Origin of the sequence: Ensifer sp. ENS03, assembly GCF_014852035.1 — a bacterium.
In the GTDB taxonomy this organism is placed as follows: domain Bacteria; phylum Pseudomonadota; class Alphaproteobacteria; order Rhizobiales; family Rhizobiaceae; genus Ensifer; species Ensifer adhaerens.
Map to the genome: position 1 here is coordinate 1 of NZ_JACVAV010000008.1, position 20839 is coordinate 20839.

General features: G+C 61.2%; 12 protein-coding genes. 6 read left to right on the plus strand and 6 right to left on the minus strand.

All coding sequences use genetic code 11. The features are described from left to right. Nucleotides 1–281: 281 nt before the first annotated feature. The 3 genes from IB263_RS33990 to IB263_RS24060 form a co-directional block, all read right to left on the minus strand. Nucleotides 282–2327, minus strand: coding sequence for a PAS domain S-box protein (locus IB263_RS33990; protein WP_210338310.1), 2046 nt, complete (start codon nt 2325–2327; stop codon nt 282–284). Between the two features lie 158 nt (nt 2328–2485). Continuing rightward, nucleotides 2486–6118, minus strand: coding sequence for a response regulator (locus tag IB263_RS24055; RefSeq protein ID WP_371814208.1), 3633 nt, complete (start codon nt 6116–6118; stop codon nt 2486–2488). Nucleotides 6119–6371: 253 nt separating this feature from the next. Then, complete coding sequence (locus tag IB263_RS24060; RefSeq protein WP_082566498.1) at nt 6372–7637, minus strand: MFS transporter; 1266 nt, start codon at nt 7635–7637, stop codon at nt 6372–6374. A 95-nt stretch (nt 7638–7732) separates the two neighbouring features. Here IB263_RS24060 and IB263_RS24065 point away from each other — a divergent pair, with 95 nt between their 5' ends. The 3 genes from IB263_RS24065 to IB263_RS24075 all read left to right on the plus strand — a co-directional run bounded on the left by IB263_RS24065 (nt 7733) and on the right by IB263_RS24075 (nt 11187). Then, on the plus strand, nt 7733–8182 hold the full coding sequence (locus IB263_RS24065) for a helix-turn-helix domain-containing protein (RefSeq protein WP_029742867.1): 450 nt from the start codon (nt 7733–7735) through the stop codon (nt 8180–8182). A 115-nt stretch (nt 8183–8297) separates the two neighbouring features. Beyond that, complete coding sequence (locus tag IB263_RS24070) at nt 8298–9482, plus strand: GGDEF domain-containing protein (RefSeq protein ID WP_113294477.1); 1185 nt, start codon at nt 8298–8300, stop codon at nt 9480–9482. Nucleotides 9483–10002: 520 nt separating this feature from the next. After that, nucleotides 10003–11187: a TCR/Tet family MFS transporter gene (locus IB263_RS24075; RefSeq protein ID WP_246811082.1), complete on the plus strand. Its 1185-nt coding sequence runs from the start codon at nt 10003–10005 to the stop codon at nt 11185–11187. Nucleotides 11188–11194: 7 nt separating this feature from the next. Here the strand turns inward: IB263_RS24075 and IB263_RS24080 are convergent, their stop codons facing one another. After that, nucleotides 11195–12040: a sulfotransferase gene (locus tag IB263_RS24080; protein WP_127890625.1), complete on the minus strand. Its 846-nt coding sequence runs from the start codon at nt 12038–12040 to the stop codon at nt 11195–11197. Nucleotides 12041–12071: 31 nt separating this feature from the next. After that, the gene (locus IB263_RS24085) at nt 12072–13277 is read right to left on the minus strand and encodes a glycosyltransferase family 4 protein (protein WP_162770755.1); all 1206 of its coding nucleotides are present in this window, start codon (nt 13275–13277) and stop codon (nt 12072–12074) included. 272 nt (nt 13278–13549) lie between these two features. Between IB263_RS24085 and IB263_RS24090 the strand changes: the two genes are divergently transcribed. Both IB263_RS24090 and IB263_RS24095 read left to right on the plus strand, forming a co-directional pair. Continuing rightward, on the plus strand, nt 13550–15010 hold the full coding sequence (locus IB263_RS24090; protein ID WP_060610196.1) for a polysaccharide lyase family 1 protein: 1461 nt from the start codon (nt 13550–13552) through the stop codon (nt 15008–15010). A 326-nt stretch (nt 15011–15336) separates the two neighbouring features. Then, nucleotides 15337–17469 (plus strand): exopolysaccharide transport family protein, encoded by a 2133-nt coding sequence (locus IB263_RS24095; protein WP_162727300.1) that lies wholly within the window; start codon nt 15337–15339, stop codon nt 17467–17469. Between the two features lie 377 nt (nt 17470–17846). On the opposite strand, the gene IB263_RS24100 is transcribed toward IB263_RS24095, so the two are convergent. Then, complete coding sequence (locus IB263_RS24100; protein WP_309142305.1) at nt 17847–19196, minus strand: oligosaccharide flippase family protein; 1350 nt, start codon at nt 19194–19196, stop codon at nt 17847–17849. Nucleotides 19197–19497: 301 nt separating this feature from the next. On the opposite strand from IB263_RS24100, the gene IB263_RS24105 reads away from it, so the two are divergent. Further along, nucleotides 19498–20811, plus strand: coding sequence for a polysaccharide biosynthesis/export family protein (locus tag IB263_RS24105; RefSeq protein WP_089045705.1), 1314 nt, complete (start codon nt 19498–19500; stop codon nt 20809–20811). The last annotated feature ends 28 nt before the right edge of the window (nt 20812–20839 follow it).

A 20839-nucleotide genomic window follows, 5' to 3' on the forward strand; every position in this document is an offset into this window, starting at 1 on the left:
CGTCAGGCTCATAACCTGAAGGCCGCAGGTTCAAATCCTGCCCCCGCAACCAAATCAAAAAAAGCCCGCATGGAGAAATCCAGCGGGCTTTTTGACGTTTAAACCGCAGGGAAAAGACCCAGACGGGGGCAGGCGGGCAGATCAGGCAACAGCCAAAGAGCCGATCAGACCCTTAAGGATCGCATTCAGCGCAAACGCACGCTCCAGTGGGACATAATGGCCGCAAGCCGGGAGGACGTGCACACGGCCGTCGATCGCAGCTGCGGCCTGCAAGGCGCCCCTCACTCCGGCGGCTGAAGGCGATCCTTGGGGACGATCAGGCGTATGACCAGGCCTTGCGAGTGCCACTCGCGAAGAATTTCGCCGCCGAACTGCCTTTCGATCGTCAGCTTGGCGAGCTTGGTGCCGAAGCCCTCGGTCTCGGTCCGGGTTACCTGAGGCCCGCCCTGTTCGGTCCAATTGAGTTCCAAGGTTTCGCCGCGATCGATGCATTCGATGTCGAGGGAACCGGTGGCGGTCGAGAGGGCGCCGTACTTGGCGGCGTTGGTGGCGAACTCGTGCACGACCAGCGAAAAGCCGGTAATCGCGGGGCGCGAGATGCCAAGATCGCAGCCTCGCGTCGTGACCCGGCGAAGGCCCTGTGGCGTTTCGCCGTCATAGGGCGAGAGCAATGTCGAAAGCAGCGCCTGCAGGTTCGCTCGGCCTTCGCCTGCGCCGTCACGATCCGGCGTCGGCAAGGTGAGCACGTGCGCGCGCGCCAGCGACCCCAACCGCGCGACGACGGCAGACGCCAGCTCTTCGGCAGATGCGGCGGCCTTGGCGCTCAGCGACACGACGCTGCTTGAAACCATAAACAGGTTCTTCACCCGGTGCGCCATCTCCTGGATCAGCAGGTCCTTCTGCTGCTCGGCCTGCCGGCGCTCGCTGATGTCGCGGGCGATCTTTGAGGCGCCGATGACCACGCCGGCATTGTCGCGGATCGGCGAGATCCGCAGCGAGATCGGGATGAGCCCGCCATCCTTGCGCTGTCTGAAAGTTTCGAAGTGATCGACGCGCTGGCCGGCGCGAACCTTTGCCAGGATCTCCAGTTCTTCGCCGAGGCGATCCTCCGGGATCAGCAGCGTGACCGGGCTTCCGACCGCTTCTTCGACCGTATAGCCGTAGAGGCGCTCGGCGCCGATGTTCCAACTGGTGATGATGCCGTTCAAATCCATCGACAGGATCGCATCTTCGGAGGATTCGACGATTGCCGCCAGTTGCTGGGCGGCGCGTTCCGTCGTGCGACGCACCATCAGTTCATGTTCGGCCGCCTTGAGCAGATGGGCGTTGTCGATGGCGATCGCGGCATGCGCGGCGATCGAGGTAACGGCTGCCTCGGTCTCGGCGGTAAAGACGCCGGGCAGATCATGGCCAAAGAAGAGCCCGCCGTGAACATCACCGGACCGTGAGACCACGGGAACCGCGAGGTAGCTTACCACCGGCAGGTGCCCCTTCGGCATGCCGAAATGTGGTGCGGATTTTCCGTAGCGCGGGTCGGTTCGGATGTCGTCGGAGCGTACGATGCCGAGACCGCGAAAGGTAGGCTCGAATACGGCAGTGTTGCGGGGCAACTGGAATTTTTCGAAGGCCGCGCGCGGTACGCCTGAGAGGGTGTAGAGCGTGTAGCGCTCGCCGTCCGGGTCGGCGAGATTGTAGAAGAACGCGCCGAACTTCGCCCCGGCAAGCTCGGTGGCGGCGTCGGTCACCGTCTGAACTATGTGATCGAGATCAAGGTTGCTGGCGATTGCCTTGGCTATGCGGTCAACCGCCTGCAGACGGCGCTCCGCGGCCTTGCGCTGGGAGATGTCGAGGATGCTGACATAGGTGCGTTCGCAGCGTGCGCCTTCAAAGGTGACGGTGAAGACCACATCCAGCCGCCGCCCACGCAGCGTCTGCACGACGGCTTCACTGCCGAAGCGCCTGTGGCCCTGCCAGAGCGCCATCAGTTCTTCTAAGAAGATCGGCGCCGTTTCCGGCAGAAAAACGTTCGAGAGCGAACGCAGCAACTCGTCCTTCTCGGTGGCCTCGAACAGTTCCACGGTGAAAGGATTGACGTCGACGATACGCACCTGCGCGATCGCTTCGTCCAGGCGGTTGGGGTGAGCCTTCAGGTGGGCGCGCAGATCCTCGACGCCCTCCGAGCGAAGCTGATCCAGCAGATCGCAGACTCCGGAGAAGTCTTGCTCCCACACCGCGACGCCGGCGTTTTCGAAGATCTCGCGGAACCGCGCCTCGCTCTCGCGATACGGCTGTTCGGAGGCGTTCGCGCTACTATTGTCGACCAGCATATTGATCGCTCCCACGAACCCGAAGTGGAACCGCATCGGTGATGGCCACACGTTGCGAAACGCCGCCGCTGCTTTGCGGGGCGTTCTGAAAAGCTACCGCAAGCGAGCCGAAATGCAACGGTGTCCGAAGGAAAGAAGGCTCGATCAAGCGCGCTCCCTCAGTGCCGGAAACGAAGGATGGCCTTGGGCTCGGTGACGAGCAGGGCCGCGGCCTCGAGCAATTGTCGAGGGTTGAACGGCTTTGCCAGCAGAGCGGTGTCGGCAAAGCCCGGGGGCAGTGCCTCGCGACCGTAGCCGGATACGAAGACGAAGGGGACCTTCTTGTCGGCCAATGCAGTGGCGATCGCGTCAACCGGCTGGCCGCGCAAATTGGCGTCGAGCAGGGCGGCATCCAGCGCCATCTCGTCGATCAGGCGTAGCGCATCGCCGGGTGTCGCCGCCGGTCCGGCGACCTCAGCATCCTCATCCTCGAGAATCGCGGCAATTTCGAAGGCGATCAGCGCTTCATCCTCCACCACCAATATTCGCTTTCCCTTCAGCTTCGTCGACGCGGCCGGGGCATCGGCCGCCGGTGCTTCTCTCACAGGCTCCTCCAAGTTGGACAGGGTACTCGGCGGAACATGGGCTTCGAGCGGCAGCCGCACTTCCCAGCGCATGCCATCTGCCTCGGTCGTCAGGCGGGCGCTTCCGCCGCCGCCCGTCGCGACCTTCTCGATCAGGCTGGTGCCGAAGCCTGAACCGAGCGGCGTCTTGAGTGGTGGTCCGCCCTGTTCTGTCCAGTTGAGACAAAGCGCATTGTCGCTCACGCTCCAATCGATCGACACCGTTCCATTGCTTAAGGAAAGCGCACCGTGTTTTGCTGCGTTGGTCCCGAGTTCGTGCAGGACCATCGCCATATGCGTTGCCGTCTGCGCATCGAAACGCACGGGTGGTCCGGAGGTCGTGACTCGGCGCTCGTCGGCAGTTCCCCACAAGAGCTGATCGCGAATGATGTCGCCGAGGTCAGCCCCTTCCCAAGCCGTTCGGGTCAGAAGCGAGTGCATGCGCGACATTGACTGCAGGCGTCCGCTGAAGCTGGCGGCAAAGTCGGCGGGGTTCTTGGCCGAGCGCAACGTATGCTGGGCGATCGCCTGGACGGACGCGAGCATGTTCTTGACCCGATGGCTGAGCTCGCTGAGCAGACGTTTCCGGGTCTCTTCAGCCCGCTTGCGGTCGGTGATGTCACGCGCCGCACCGAACCACTCGGCGATGTCCCCGTTGCTGTCGAGCATCGGTATGGCGCGCGAATGGGTCCATCCAAGGCCGCCGTCGCGGCGAATGACCCGGTGCTCCATTTCAAAAGCGGCCTTGTTGTCGATGGCATCGCCGATGCGCGCGAGCATCAGCGTCTGGTCTTCAGGCGGAATGTAAGTTTCGAGCCAACTGTCGCTTGGCTCGTCGGTGTCGGCAACGAAGTCCTTGCCTTGCAGAAACCGCATCTCGTGCCAGTCGGGACCCATGCGGTATACGATATCCGAACTCGCGGTGACCAGAGCACGGAAACGCTCTTCGCTCGCGCGCAGGGTCTCCGCGGCTTCCATGCGATACTGCGACATCTTCAGGTGCGCCTCGATCCGGGCCAAAAGCTCGCGTGCGCTGAAGGGCTTGATCAAGTAATCGTCCGCGCCCGCCTGCATGCCCTCGATACGGCTCTCCTCACCGGCTCGCGCCGACAGAACGATGACCGGCACGGTGTTGGTACGCGCGTCCGTGCGCAGGCGCCTGAGCAGTTCGATCCCATCGAAGCCTGGCATCATGATGTCCGTGAGGATCAGGTCCGGCTTTTGCGACCCGACGGCGGCGAGCGCGTCTTCGCCGTTGCCAACGATCTTGAGATCGTATTGCGCGCCGAGAAGGCGGCGTAGGTAGTCGCGCATATCGGCGTTGTCATCGACGACCAGCAGGGTTCGGCGGCTGCCGTTTCGTTTTTCCGGCGGATGCGGCGCCGGGTCGACCTCAGGCAGACCCGCATCCGAGGACGGATGATCTGGCAGCCATCGCAGCGCCTCCTCCACGAACGGCGCGGCGCCGACGGTCGTCGACGAGCGATCCTCGCCATTGCCGTTGCGGTGATGCGCAGGAGCGCGACTGCCTTTGGGGATTGTCACGCTAATGGTCGTGCCTTCGTCGAGGCGACTTTCGGCCGAGACCGTTCCATCATGAAGTTTCACCAATTCCTGGACGAAGGCGAGCCCGATGCCTGAGCCCTCCTGGCTGCGACCCCTTGCGCCTTCGACGCGATGGAAGCGCTCGAAAAGGCGGGGCATCTCGTTGGCAGGAATGCCGATGCCGGTATCGCGGACCGTCAGGACGAATTTGTCGCCATCGTCCGCGAGTTTGACGGCGACATCGCCCCTGAGCGTGAATTTGAGGGCATTGGAGAGGAGGTTGAGGACGATTTTCTCCCACATCTCGCGATCGACATAGGCCGGTTCTGGCAGCGGCGGCGTATCGACGGTCAGGTTCAGCCCGGCCATTTCCATCGCCGATCGAAAGGCGCTGGCAAGCTCTGCCGTCGTCGTTGCAAGGTTCGTCGGCTCGAAGCGTGCTTGGAGGCGCCCGGCTTCGATGCGCGAGAATTCAAGCAGCATGTTGACCAGCTTGAGCAGGCGCAGCGAGTTGCGATGGGCAATAAGCAGACGGTCGTGATCGTCCGGACGCTCTCCGCTACGGGCCAGCAGGTCCTCGATGTGACCGAGCATCAGCGTGATCGGCGTGCGGAACTCATGGCTGACATTGGAAAAGAAGACGGTTTTCGCCCGGTCTATCTCCGCGAGTGCCTCGGAACGTTTACGCTCGTCCTCATAGGACTGCGCATTGGCGATGGCGCTGGCGATCTGCGCTCGCATGAGATGCAAGAAATCGTGGTAGTGCTCGTCCAGCTTCAGGCGAGGATTGATGCCGACCACGAGAAAACCGGCGGCATCGCGGGCATTGGCCGCGGGCAACGGAAGCACGGCCGCCGTATGCGGTAGATTGGGATGGTTTTTGCTCGCGGAGGCCGGGAAACGGCGTCCGAGATCATCGACAAGGCTGGGTTTCAGGTCGGCACCGAAATGCCAACCTGCAGAACTGTCCTTTAGCGCCAACTCTACCTCTGCCGGGCACAGCGCGTGATTCGGCTTAAGGCCTGCCAATCCGGAAAGCCTTGCTCGTTTGCGGCCGGGCTCCACGAGGTAGAGAAGCGCGAAGGGCACGTCTCGTTCGTGCTTCTTGAATGTTTCCGTTGCGATCGCGCAGGCCTCGTCGGGCGATCGTGCATCGCCCGAGCGAGAAGCAAGATCCCGAAGGACGACGATACGGCGCTCGCCGATCACCTTCTCGGTAATTTCGGTCACAGTGGCGAGCACGCCGCCGATCCCGTTTTCTGCGGTTTCGTCCGGCACGGGGCTGTAGGCGATGGTGAAATGGGTTTCTTCCAGGAAGCCGTGCCGATTGATTTCGAGCTCGATGTCATCGTTCCAGGTGGCAGGACCGCCATTGAAGGGCGTGTCGATCAGCGGCTTCAGGACATGCCAGATCTCGCTCCAGCATTCGCTGACCGGTTTGCCGAGTGCCCAGGGGTGTTTGGCGCCGAGCACAGGGCGATAGGCCTCGTTGTAGATCGAGACATACTGTGGCCCCCACCACAGCAGGAGCGGAAACCGGTTGCGCAGGAGGAAGGGGATCATAATCTTCAGCGTCGGCGACCAATTCTCCATCGGTCCGAGAGGGGTCGGCGACCAGTCAAAGTTGTCGATCAACGACCGCATCTCGTCGTGAGATGCCGGCCACACATTTCCCTTGGCTACTACATCGCTGTCGGACGTGTTTTCGGCGTCTGACATTGCGTTGATCCCCGATAGATGACGCTCAAGCAACCTAAACGCCCGGTTTGGGGAAGGGTTCCGTGCGGTCGGCGCGTATGATGTCGAGACGTCTGGCAAAGCGGGGGAGGGCTGGCGGGCCAAAAGCATGACCGCCTCCCGCCGAGGGCGGCCATGCGTAGTGCGCGTGGTGGCGAAGCTAGCCGTTCAGCATCGCGCCGCCTCGCGGACCTGCGGGTTTCGTTATCAACCAGAACAGCAGGGTTATGAGGCTGAGTGCCGCTCCCATCAGGCAGACGCCATGCCATCCCCCATAGGCATAGGCGATGGTAGAAAAGGAAGATCCGAGCCCACTGCCGAGCGAATAAAAGAGCATGTAGGCGGCGGTGAGCCGGTTCTGGGCTTCCGGACGGACGCGATAGATCAGTGCCTGGTTCGTCACGTGCACCGCCTGAAGGCCGAAGTCGAGGACGAGGACGCCGGCAACGAGCCACAGGAGCGATTGGTCCAGCAGCGCAATCGGCAACCACGCGGCGAGCATCAACGCCAGCGAGATACCGGTCGTGCGCTGACCGAATCCGAGATCGGCCCAGTGTCCGGCGCGAGAGGCAGCAAGTGCTCCGGCAATCCCTGCCAGGCCAAAGAGGCCGACCTGGGTATGCGACAGTGAAAAGGGCGGCACGCTCAGCGGCAGGACAAGCGGGGTGAGCAGCGTCGTCACATTGGCGAAGATCAGCATTGCGATGATGCCACGGACGCGCAGAACCGGCTCCTGGGCGATTAGCGTGAAGGTGGAGGCGACGAGGCGGAGATAGCGGAGCTTGCTCGTTTCCCGCTGCTGATCCGGCAGCAGCTTGTAAAGCAACAGAGCGATCAAAAAGGTGAGCGCAGAGGATACAATATAGACCGCCCGCCAGCCGGCCAGATCGGTCAGAAATCCGGCGACGGCGCGAGCCGAAAGAATGCCGATGACGATGCCGCTGGTGACAAATCCGACCACCCGACCCCGTTCCGCCTGATGAGAGAGGCTGGCCGCATAGGCCACCAGCGCCTGCGTGAGGACAGCAAGCATGCCAACTGCGGCGATGGAGACCATGAGCATTTCGACGGTGGCTGAAAGGGCGACGAAGCCAAGGGCTGCGACCGACAGCAGCGACTGAAAGATGATGATCTTGCGGCGATCGAAAATGTCTCCGAGGGGGACAAGCAGGATCAGGCCGAGCGCGTAGCCGAGCTGGGTCGCGCCGACGATCAGGCCGGCGCGGGTTTCCGACAGATGGAGATCGGCGGCCATCACGTCGAGCAAGGGGTGGGCGAAATAGGCGTTGGCGACCGCGAGGCCGGCGGCGAAGGCAAAGAGCGTCATCATCGGACGCGTCAGCCGCGATGCCGGGCGGGCGCTGCCGACCGGGCACGAGACTTCGTTTGCAGCGCCGGCCGGCGCTGCAGCAATTTTACCATCCATTGGACGTGTTCCTTGTTTTGGTTTAATAATGAAACCAAGGAATGGATATCATTTTGGTTTCATAATGCAACCAAAATTGCGAAAGGAGCTCATGCATGGTCGCCCGCAGACGGCTGAAGGAAGACTATTGCCCCAGCGCGCGGTCACTGGATGCGATCGGTGACTGGTGGTCGCTGCTGATCGTGCGCGATGCGTTCGATGACGTCCGCCGCTTCAGCGACTTTCAGAAGAGCCTTGGCATTGCCAAGAACATCCTGACGGACCGCCTGAGAACGCTTGTCGAGCGCGGCATTCTCGAAACGGTTCCGGCAGGCGATGCGAAAACGAGGGTCGAGTACCAGTTGACGGCGAAGGGCCGCGACCTCTTTCCGGTCATGGTCGCCTTGCGGCAGTTCGGCGAAAGGCACTTGTTCCAGCCCGGCGAGGAGCATTCTTTGCTGGTCGAGAAGGAAACGGGCCTGCCGGTTAAGCTCGATATCCGCACGCAGGATGGCCGGCCGATCGATGCGGCAGGGACGGTGCTGATCAAGGTTCCCGAGGCGTGACGTCGCTTCAGGCCGGCCCGCGCGCCCCGGGCAGTGAACCGTTCTAACTTTAGACGAATATTCAGCTTTCTCTGCTAGTCTGTGCCGAGTCTTTCCGCTGTTCGGGAAATAGGCGATGGGCGTTGTGACGCTAGACCAGGTAGAAGGCCAGATCGCGCGGGGCTTTCGCTATCTGCATTTTTCGCCCGAAATAGAAGAGCTCTTCCGCAAGGACTATGCGGCAGAGCGCGTGCGGCTCGCCGCAATCTGGGGCGTGATCGGTATCTTTATCTACGATCTCGTCTATTTCGGCGACCACACCATGTTGCCGGATGTCTTCACCGGGTTGTTCACCGTTCGCTTCCTGGTGTTCACGCCCTTCGTTATCGCCTGCATCCTGGCGGTGCGGCGCTGGCCGGATGCCCGTCTTTACGATGTCCTGGCGGTGGCGATCGCGGTGCTGGGCGTGACCCTGCCCATGGCCGTGGCCACGCAGAGCGCCAGCCCTTACCTTTTCGTCTACCAGAACGGCAATTCCGCTGCCTTCCTGTTCTTCGTCATCGCGCTCCGGCCGCGTTTCTTTGCCGTTCTTTCGGGGCTTGCGCTGATGTGCGCGTCGCACTTCACCACGACGCACCTGACCGGCGCCTTCGACGACGTAACCTATTCCGGCATCATCACCTTCTATTTGACGCTGTCGATATTCCTGGCGGTGAGTGCCTATTTTCTGGAACAGAAGGACCGGCAGAATTTTCTCAATCAGTTGAGAGGCAGCCTCCTTTGCCAGCAACTCGAACGCAACGCTGAACGGGATGAACTGACGGGGCTATTGAACCGTCGGTCGCTGGCGCGGATCGGCGGCATGCTGTGGAACGAAGCGCCGGGGGAGACCGCAGTTTCGGCGATCCTGCTCGATATCGATCACTTCAAGCGGTTCAACGACGTTCATGGCCACATTGAAGGTGACGCCTGCATCCGCGCAGTCTCGCAGTGCATCCGCGCCGCCGTCGACGAGGCCGCTTTCGTCTTCCGTTTCGGCGGCGAGGAGATACTGGTGCTGGCGCCTGGACGGGAGCCGCTGCAGGCTTTGGCGATGGCAGAGAGGATCAGGTCTGCAATCGAAGGGCTGCGCATACCGCATCGCGGCCTGACCGATGGCTGCGTGACCGCGAGCCTCGGGACAGCGTCGGCGATCGCCGCGGATACGACGCTCGAGCGACTACTGCAGAAAACAGACGACGCGCTTTATGAAGCCAAGCGCATGGGTAGGAATACGGTCGTGCTGGCCACGGACGCAGAGCCCGACGCGCAGGTTGCCTAAGCGGCAGCGGAGCCGGGAAAAGTACGGCCTCCCGGCCTCCAAATCAGCGACGGGATCGGGGCTGCCCCTCCATCAACATGGGACGGCGATGACGCGATCGGCCGAGCGTCGACTTCTCCATGATTTGGTTCGGCGGGCCACGGGCGATGAGCCGGCCGGTGCCCGGCGCTGGGCACCGGGATAGCGGGCCACAGAGCCAAGCGCAATAGTGGAGTTTAAATCTCATGTTATAGGCGTGCGCGGAGAGGGATTGCGGCGTGCGGCTATCTGACGTAAATATTGCCCGTCGCGAAAAGCGACCGCTTCCCTTGATCCGCTCAGTGGCGGAGTAAACAGGTGGACGAATTGGCGTCCAGGCGGTCGAGTACATGCCATCCCCGCCTATTTCGGCGCGGATCGGCCAGCGTCTCCCATAAACCAGATATCTGACATTTCGTCAGCCCCTGCTCGCGAGCCATTGGCGCCTGTCGGTGCCGCACGCTCGCGTCTACCGGAGCGTGCCATGACCACACCCCTCACCATGAAGAAGCCACTTATCGTCATTTTTGCTGCCATTATCCTCGATGCCGTCGGCATCGGGCTGATCTTTCCCATTCTGCCGTCGCTGCTTAAGGAGCTCACGCAGACGGACGACGTCGCGCCGCTCATCGGCACAATGACGGCCCTCTATGCAGTGATGCAGTTCGTGTTTGCACCGGTGCTCGGTGCGCTCAGCGACCGCATCGGCCGGCGGCCCGTCTTGCTGCTTTCTCTCGCAGGAGCCGCCATCAACTACCTGTTTCTGGCTTTCGCCTCCAACCTCTGGATGCTTTTCGCAGGTCGCGCGATCGCCGGCCTCACAAGCGCCAACCTGGCGGTGGCGACCGCCTATATCACCGACATATCGCCGGAGGACAAACGCGCCCGCCGTTTCGGCCTGTTCAACGCCATGTTCGGCATCGGCTTTATCGTCGGCCCGGTGCTGGGCGGCATCCTCGGCGACCGCGGCTTGCGGCTGCCCTTCATTGCAGCCGCCATCCTCAACGCCTGCAATTTGCTGCTGGCGCTCTTCGTCTTGCCGGAACCGCGCATTCCCGGCCGGGAGAAAATCGACCTGGCCGCGCTCAATCCGCTCCGTCCGCTCCGCTGGGCTTTCTCGTCCAAGCGCTTGATGCCAATCGTCGTTCTGTTCATCACCTTCAGTGCGACCGGCGAGGCCTACAGCACCTGCTGGGCGCTGTGGGGCAGCGATGCCCTTCACTGGAACGGGCTGTGGATCGGTCTTTCACTCGGTGCCTTTGGGGTCTGTCAGGCCCTTGCCCAGGCTTTCCTCCCGGGCCCAGCGGTGAGAAGGCTCGGCGAACGCGCGACGATCCTGACAGGTGTTGCCGGCGCGTGCGTTGGCTTGGTCGTCATGGCGTTTGCGACGGAAGGCTGGATGATCTTCGCCATCATGCCGGTATTCGTTCTTGGCGGCATCGGCGCGCCGGCCTTGCAGTCCTTTGCAACCCGACAGGTCGATGAGACCCAGCAAGGCCAGTTTCAGGGCGTGCTGGCGTCGGCGGTAAGCCTGGCATCGATTGTCAGTCCGCTCGCATTCTCGAGCTTCTATTTCGTCTTCAGGCAGGAATGGCCAGGCGCCATCTGGCTGTCGGTCGTCGCCGTCTATCTGGTGGTCGTACCGCTCGTTCTGTTCTTACGATTTGGGCGGCCCGCCGAGGGCTAGGCCCAAATCAGGCCGCTGGTCGCGCGCTACCGGCGGCCGCCTGCAGCCAGCCTGAAAGGTCCTTCTTCAGAAGCGCGCCGAGCCTTTCGGTTTCCGGCGCGTAGAATTCGACCAGCCGGTTGCGCAGGTCCGTCGGCAGCGGCACATAGTCGAGTTCGCGGGCGACCATTGAGCGCAGGCCCTTCACGATGGGGTTGCTGCGGAACGGTGCCGCGATCGGCTTCAGCGGCTGAAGAAGTCGACGCAGCTTCGGCGGCACGACAGGCACCGTCTTGTCCTTGACTTTGTTGACGACCGGATAAAGCGGCGACGACAGCTGCAGAAAGTCTCTGACCGCGTCGAGATGCGCCTGCGGGTTCTGGCGCATATGCTCATAGAGGAGAACCTGCAGGTTTTCGGCTGGGAACAGATCGAGATAGGCTTCGAGCTGGCGGCAATAGAGACCGCCGACCAGGAAACGTCCTCCCTTCGCCTGGCGCGGATCGAGATACCGGGTGATGTCGGTGCCGACTTCCCCGCGGCGATAGAGCATGCAGTAGTCGGAATAGGCGCGGTCGACGGGATTGCGCAGCTGCGCGATCAGCCGTGCGCGCGGCAGCGCTTTCTTGATGCGGGCAGCTGCTTCCGGCTCGTCGAGGTAGGAATTGGATTTCTCGCCGACGATGGTCTGTTCAGGTTTGGGCTCGAATTGCCCCAGATACCAGCCGTCGCCCTTTTCGAAGTTGCGGCTGAAGAAGTGGAGCTCGGGATCCGGCATGTAGACGGAAGGGTTCTGCTGCAGCGACTGCTGTAGCCAGGTGGTCGCGCTCTTGGCGGCGCCGATGATCAGGAAATCGATATCCGAGAGCTGCATGTCGTTCTCTTTCTTTCCGCTGTCGGTGGGCTCAGTGCGCGGCGTGTGCCGAGATGTCGGACGGCCGTCTTCCGAGAATTCGCTGATAAATGCTGACGATGCCGTCGACATGGGGCTTGATGCCATAGGCGGCGAGCGTCGAGGTGCGCGCCGTTTCGCTGATGCGCTGCCACTCGTTACGGTCTTTCAGCAGGTGCTCCATCGGGGCGACGAAAGCCTCTGGGTTTTCCGGCTCGACGAGAAAACCGGTCACGTTGTTCTCGATCGCCTCCGGATTTCCGCCGTGATTGGTGGCGACGACCGGGGTGCCGTACATCATGGCTTCGATGAGCGTTCTGCCGAACGGCTCGCTCATGGCCGGCACGAGGAGAATGTCGACGGCGCACATATAGGGCGCGACCGGATGGCGAAATCCCATGAGGTGGATCTTGTCGGCGATCCCGAGCGCGCGCGCGCGTTCTGCTGTCTCAAGGTCGAGCCGCGGCCCTGCCTGTTCGGGTGCGCCGAAAAGCAGGCCGGCAATCGGGAAATCCGGATTGCTGCGGTGAAAGGCGTGCACCGCCTCGACGAAACGGAGAGGGCGCTTGCGCTCGTTGAGAAGCCCGAAGTAGCCGACGAACCGCGTCTCCTCCGGCAGGCCGAGTTCGCGCACCAGCGCGAGCCTGCTTTCCTCCCGATCGGGGACCTGATCCGGATGCCGGAAGGGGCTGTGCAGTACCGAGATCCGCCCCTCAAGCGGGAGCAAAGGCTTTGCCGGCTGCGCAAATCGCGAAACCGTGACCACGTGCTTGGCAAGAAGCGGCGCAAGCATGTTGACCGCCCGGGCGCGGGGGTCGCCACGGTGGTGCCACAGAAGTTTGGCGCCGGCCAAGTAGGTTGGAAGCGCCCAGGTGGTATGGATCGCGCCGTCGTTGGTGTGCACGATGTCGATCTTGTGCCGTCTCAGGAGTTTGATGATCTTCACCATCGAGATCGGATAACGCAGCGCCGAGAGGGATTGCGTCGCGAAAGGACGATCCCGTTGCGGCGAGAGGATGTCGATGTCCTCGATCGTGACATAGTCGATCTTGTTTTCGTCCAGATATCTGGAAAGCGCCTTGCGCGGATGATGCACGAAGACGATGGGGGTTATCCGGTCCCTGTCAAACGACGATATGAGGTTGAGCGCGGAAATATGGCTCCCCCCGATATCATCACCCGAAAATGGAAATCCGACGGTAATTGCTTTTTGAGACACGAAACGAGGTCCCGAAAGTAAACTAAATATTCGCAAGACTGTAGCACCGTCTCAATGCTACTTCGAGAGGTCAAAAGCGCGAGTTATATACCTAATTCGGGTGATGCAAATAAATCGAATTGACGAACTATAATAAAAGTGGAAAGCTTCGCCCCGAATTGCGCGAAAAATATTCTTTTGATTGACGATATAGGGCGGAATGAATTGCCCTGCACGAGCGTTTTCAAGCTTCTGGAGCGGGGCCTCGCCAAAAGGCTTTGGGAGTAAACTGTATGCCGATTGAGATTGTCATGCCGCGCACATCGCCACGTGCGCCGCGGTCGGCCGGCCATTTCGGTTCTCGGTCTTTCCAGCAACAGACTCGACGCGCAAAGGCTTTTCAGCATGGTGCGCGCACGCTTGCCCTGCTTTCCGCCTTCTTGGGTGTCGCGGCTTCCGCCAGCGAGCCGCAGATGGTCGCGTTTCCCGGTGCCGAAGGGCACGGCAAGATGGCGCAGGGCGGCCGCGGCGGCCGCATCATCCAGGTGACGAGCCTTGAGGATTCCGGCCCGGGCACGCTGCGCGAATGCATCGAGGCGACTGGGGCACGAAATTGCGTGTTTCGCGTTTCCGGCATCATCCAGCTCAAATCCTCGCTGGTGATCGGCGAGGACAACAACTCGGTCTCGATCCTCGGGCAGACGGCGCCGGGTGGCGGCATTTTGCTAACCATCGACCAGACGAATGACGAACTGAGGCATACCCCGCTTGTTGCCAAGCAGACGCACGACGTGATCGTCCGGCATCTGCGCATTCGGCCGCGGCTGCCGAACTCCGTCAAGAACGTCCATGCGGCGGTGATCGAAAACAGCCAGCGCGTCTATTTCGACCATACGTCGATGTCCTGGGCGACCGACGAGAACGTCAGCACCTATTCCAACACGACCGACATCACCATCGCGAATTCGATCTTTGCCGAGGGGCTGAACAAGCACAGCAAGTGCACCCTTCTCGGCGCCGATCCCAGAGTCCCGCAGAACATTACCTTCTGGCGGAACGCCTGCATTTCCAACAATGACCGGAACCCCGACAACAACCACTACGGAAAATCCTGCATCGAGATTGTCAACAACGTGTTCTTCAATGCACGTTCCGAGTGGGGCGAGGTGTTCTCGCAGTATCCGGGCGGCACGCCGATTTCCTACGTCGGCAACTACTTCAAGGCGGGTCCGAGCACGGTCGAGAAAACCTACGCAATCAAGTGGCAGAATGTCGAAAGCGCCGGCCAGCCGCAGATCTACGAGAGCGGCAACGAGTTGTGGGCGCCGCCATCCAAGTCGCTTCAATTGCTTTCGCCAGGAACAGACCAATTCGTGGTGAACCGCCCGCCTTGCCCCTTGGCGGTTGATACGCTCCTTGCAGCCGGTGAGGCATATGAAGAGGTTCGCGGCCAGTCCGGTGCGTTTCCCCGCGACGATCTCGATGTCGCCTGGATCAAGGATATGGGTGCACAAGGCGAGAGGGGAGCAGGGCGCATGGTGGTTGCGCCCGGCGAGATCCCCGCGATTAAAGAGGCAGATGCCTATGCCGACGAGGACGGCGATGGCATGGCCGATAGCGTGGAGGAAAAATTTGGTGGCGTCGTCGGTGTGAATGACGCCTGGGAGCCTGCCTCGACCGGTGGGGGCACGCGCTTCGATCAGTTCATGGAATGGTTGTCGCAGGAGCGGATTGCCGGTCGCTACCCGAACTAGAGGTGGCCTACGGTTTCTCTGCTGCGGCGGCCCGCAATTGTCGGACGTGCCCGAGAATGTTTGTCGCAACCATGGAGGTCAAATCGTTCCGTGGTTCGGCGGCAACCAACTATTGCTCTTCCGGACGCGGTATAATATAGTTTTCTAAATTTGAATGTTATTTCTATGTCAGTAATTTACCTGCGTGGCGTTGCCTTTTGCCGCGCGGATTCTGTGTGAGCGTGGCTACAGTTCTTTGACGTCAGGTATTTCTATCAAATTTATATGTTAGGGCTCTCATGCTGACCATCGATCGCAAAGTCGAAGCGCCTCCAGGGCGAGGCCAAATGCCTGCGGTTCAGTATCGGGAGGCGCGTGTTGCGCCACGCGGATATGGCATCCGCGATCTGGTCGAGCTTTTCCGCCGGTATCGCGTGATCTTCTTCTCGCTGCTGGGGTTTGCGTTGCTTGCGACGCTGCTCACGGCCGCATTGCTGCCGCGCTCCTATACTGCAGCTTCGGCTATCGTCTTCGACCGCAACGACGTCCGCCCCTACGAGGCGCAGGTCGAGTTGCGCAAGCTCGAACGCGACCGGTCGGTGATGGAAACGGAGCTGGACGTGATCCGCTCGCGCGTCTTCGTGGGCGTCGTCGTCGATGCGCTCAACCTGGTCAACGATCCCGATTTCAACACTTACCTGCCTGAAACCCGCAGCGAGCACGAGACGTTCCTGCAGTCGTTCTTCGCCAACATCTCCGAGTTCATTTTCGGCGCGCCGGCAGAGAGCACCCAGAAGGAGCGGCTGATCTCGGAAAATGTGCAGCGCAACCGCGCCATCTCGACGCTGCTGAACTCCTATGTCGTCACCCGTACCGGGGAAAGCCTCGCGCTGACGATCCGCGTGGTGCAATCGAACCCCTTGAAGGCGGCCACGATCGCCGATGCACTCGCCGAGCAATATCTCTCCTGGACGGCGAAAAAGACCGAAGAGGCCACGAACAACACGGTTGCGTATCTGCGCGGCGAGATGGCCAACAGCGCGACCCGAATTGCCGGCATGGAGCGCGATATCGCCGCCTTTGCCCGCGACAGCGACCTGACCTTCGATCCGCAGGATGATGTTCTAAGAGCCCGTATGCTGCAGCTCAACGAGCAATATGTGACCTTGCGCGTCGAGGAAGCCGGCGCGGTTGCGAAATACAACGAGGCCAAGCAGTTGGTGTCTTCCGACGGGAAGGAATTGGCCGGCGGTGCGTTGACCTCGACGCAGCTTGACCAGTTGCGTGGTGAAGAGGCGCGGCTCGAGCGCACGCGTGCGCAGCTCGGCGCCAAGTTCGGCAAGAACCACCCGCTGGTCCTCGACGCCACGAACGAGCTTGAGTCCGTGCGCACCATGATCGGCAACGAGGCGCAGCGCCTCGTGCACGAGCTGGCAAACAACGCCAAGGTGGCAACGGTGCGCGCCGAAAAATTCCAGACGGAACTGAGCGCGCTGCAGGACAAGGTCCAGGGGCGCAACCTTGCCGAAATCCGTCGGCGTGAACTTGCCCGCGACCTTCAGTCGGAACAGGCGATCTACGACCAGATCGTGCTCAGGCTGGGTGCGCTCAATCCCGAAAGAGGCGAGTACAAGCCGACCGCACGGATCGCGTCCTATGCGGAAGTGCCGACGAAGCCGACGTTCCCGAACAACACGCTGGTGATCGTAGCCGGCAGCATCGGGGCCGTTCTGCTCGCGGTCGTCGGGGTGATCATTTCGGACTCGCTGGAGAGCAGGCTGTACCTGCCGCGCGACGCCGAGCAACTGCTCAACCGTCCGAACCTTGCCAGTGTCCCCGATATGCGCAAGCGCTTGCGGAATTCGTCGGCCTTTTATCACTACATGCTGAACAATCCGGAGTCGCCGGCGGCGACCGCCATGCGCACGCTATGCATGGCCTGGCTCACGATCGACCATGAGGCGGGCGGCAAGGTGGTGATGTTGTGCTCGCCGGCGCTCGGAGACGGCAAGACCACAGTCGCGCTCGGCATGGCGACAATGGCAAAGGTCGACGGACTGCGCCCGATCGTCATCGACCTCGACATGTCGGCGCAGAGCGCGCCGAACATCGCCGGTGCCAACACCAAGGATACCGCGATCACGGCGCCGCTCGAAGGCAAGGTCGATATCAAGAGCCGGATCGCGACGTCGCCGGCCTATCCCCACCTTGAGTTCATTTCGGTGCGGCCGGGCCTGATGAACCTCGATGTCCTTTGTGCCGAACTGCGCGACAGCTACGATCTCATCATCGTCGACGCGCCGGCCGTCGAAGAAAACGAAGGCGTGATCTGGCTCGCGTCGCACGTCGATTCCGTCATTCTGGTCTGCCGCTCGGGCGGCACGACGGATCGCCAGCTCGCCAATGTTCAGCAACGGTTGTCGCTGAACCACGCGGTTATTCTCGGCAGCGTCATGAACTACTGCGACCGGTCGGAGTAGGCGCCGCCGTCAATCCGGGTGGGAAGGGGCGTTTCGCAACTGGCGAGCGCCGACGGCCAAAGTCGCCTCAGACGGTCTGTTGATCGGCCCATCGTCAAACTGCGAAAGCCTTGATGTTCGACAGTCGCGTCCGTTGCCGGCTCGTTCGAGCGCGCGTTGGCCTGGCTTCGTGCCGAAGCAGCTTTCGGTGTGCGGTGATCGTCGCTAACGTCTGCGTCCGAACGATCGGTGCAGCCGCTTTGGCAAAGTTCTTGTTCCCTAGGGTCGGCGTAAACTCGTCGAAGGTCAGTGCGACACATGAGTTCGCTCGCGTCGATAGGGGGCGGGTCAGGCTGACTGACGCTGAGCCCGGCAAACGGAAAGCCGATTGCTAGAGGTCAGCGCTTGCTGTCCAGCTTGCGGCGATAGGCGATCGCCATCTGCACGAACCAGACGCCGGACATTACGATATGCGCAACGTTCGCGCCCACGGCACCAACACGTGGGATGAGGACGACTGCCGTGAAGAGGAAGAGGACGCCCCCAAGAAGCGCGCTTTGCAGCAGGATCTTTTCGTGCCCCATGGCGAGCAGGGCCGAATAGAGGGTTCTGCCGCAAAGAAACATGATGACGGCGACGAACTGCACCATGACGAGAGAGGCGGCCGCCTCGAAACCCGGGCCGGCCGTCACGCGCAGCACCCATTCAATGGTCAGGTGCGCGCCGACGAGGGCGCAGACGCCGAAGGCGAAGAGCAGCCATCCTGTCTGGCTGACGGTCTTCCTAAATTCGTCGATCCCCTCGGTTGCCCAGACGCGCGAAAGATCCGGATAGAGCACGGCCTGAACCTGCTCGCCCGCCTGCTGCGCGATCTTCGCCACCCGCTTGGCGATATGGTAGAGGCCGGCTGACCCCGGGTCAGCGAGATAACCGACAAGAAGCGTGTCGAATTCGAAGGCGCAGGCTTGGATGATGAGCGCCATGTTGGTCCACAGCGAGAAGCTCCAGAAACCGGGGAAGCGGGTCCGGATATCGCCGAGCGGCACCCACATGACGCCAGTCAGCCCCTGCTTGCGCAACTCGCGGAAAGCCCAGGCGGTCCTGTTCAGGCTGCTGCAGATCTGCGACGCCATCCACAGAAGCATGAACTCGAACAGCCCCCAGCCGAGATAGACGCCGGCAAGGCACAGGAGTGCCCTGAGGATGCTGGCGGCGACCTGGCCATAGGCGACAATCTTGAAGCGGCCATAAAGGCGCATCACCGCTGTCGGCATGCCGGTCACCTGGAAAGGCAGGACCGCGCAGTAGATCAGCACGAAGCGGCTCATCTCTTCGGAAATGCCGAAAAGCGGTCCTGCAAACAGCACGATCAGCACCGCCAGACCCCATCCCGCAAGGGCGGTGGCGAGATCGATCAGCAGCCCGAATTTGAACAATGCCTTGAGGTCGTCGGTCTTGCCGACCTGAAGGGCCTTCGCCCCGTATTTGATGAGCGGCTGCCAGGAGCGGAAGCTGACGAAGCGCTCGATGCCGCGCGTGTAGGCGAAGGACAGGGCCAGGAGGCCATAGTCGGCAGGGCCGAGCGCACGCGCCGTCAGGGCAAAGCCGGCGAGGCCAATGAAGGCGCTGGCGAAGTTGCCGGTCAGCAGGTGCGCTATGTTCTTGAGCCGTCCGTGGAGGTCCGCCTCGGCTTGCCAGGCTAAACGATACTTTCTTGTCTTTTTTAGTAGTGATTCCAATAATATCACAAAATTACATCCTGCTTCGAGGTTGCAATTACGTCTGTTTCATGGAAGAATGCTAATATGTGTTTTAGTGTTCTCGCACTGCGAGGAAAATTTGTTTCCCTGTTTCTGGGAAAATTTAATTACTTATCCATATGCAATTAAAAATTGTGCAGTGGAACCTGTTTTTGAAGCATATCATAGTGACCAAAAGAAATTACAGAGGTCTCGTAAAATAAATTCATCCATTGTTGGAGTTTAATTTCCGCTTCTTTTGGTGCGGTTGAACCACCGTGAAGTTCGGATTTATTCATTAGAGGGAAGCATGAAGTTTCCGGCTCAAACAATCTTTCGCATCGTCAGTCATATCGCTTTCGTCGCGACGGCGACGTTGTCGCTGACGGGTCCCCTTCACGCTGCCGGCGCATCAACCGCCAGTACGCCCAGCGCCACCCCATCGGGCGCTGCAACAGCCGTGCCCACGATCCAAGCGGCGCCTGCCGCCTACCGGGTTTCGGTCGGGGACGTGCTGTCCTTCGACATATTGGATGATGCCGAGCTGCCGACGCCCTTGACGATCGGCACCGATGGAGCAGCCGCCTTTCCCTTGATCGGCGCGTTCAAGATCGAGGGGCGAACCATTCCCGAGGCGGTTGACGCCTTGCGCAGCGAATATCTGTCCCGCCAGTTGCTGACCGATCCAAAGCTGTCGCTTTCCATCGTAACGGTTCGACCTGTGCTGATCCTTGGCGAAGTGCGCACGCCGGGCTCCTTCGCCTATTATCCGGGACTGACGGTCGAGCAGGCCGTCGGCCTTGCCGGTGGACCGCAGACGGCGATGAGCAATCCGGCTGACCGCATCATCGCCCAGGCGAAGCTGCGCGGCACGATCGAGGAAACGGATGTCGAGATCGTGCGGGAGGCGATCTACACCGCCCGGCTTTACGCACAATTGCGCGGTTCCGAGAAGGTCGACCTCAAGGATATTCCGGAAGGCGTCAAGATGTATGTCGATGAAGCTTCCGTCGGTCCCGTGGTCGCGATCGAGGAGAAGATCCTGAAGACGGACCTGCTGTCGACAAAGAACCAGATGGAGATCCTCAACCAGAGCATCATGCAGACCGAGGCGAGCCTCACGATCCTCGACAAGCTCAAGGAGCAGCAGGAGGAGGTCGTCGCGCTCAACGAACAGGTTGAGGCGAGGACGCTCGCGCTCAGGAAACGGGAGCTGAACACGGAATCCGAGCTTTCACGGGTGAAGATGGCGACCTCGAGCGAAAAATCGCGATTGCTGGAGCTTATCTCCGAGATCGGGCGCTCCAACCGCGAGCTCGCGAACCTGAAGCTACAGCTCGAAACCTTGAAGGCAAACCGCGAGAAGGAGATCCTGACCTTGCTCCAGGAGCGCGAGGCCACGCTCAAAAAGCTCGAAACGCAGCGTCAGACAACCAAGGAGCAGATGGTCCTGATGGCTGCTGCGGCGGTCGATTCGAGCAAGCAGGAACAGGTATCGTTTCTCTACAAGATCGACCGGGAGACCGGTCGCGGCGAGGCGAAAAGCAGGCAGAGCATCGAGGCTACGAACGTTACCGCGGTGCTGCCTGGCGATGTCATCTTCGTATCGATTGCCGGCCTGTAACTTCGGAATAATAGGGGCTTCGGCCGTG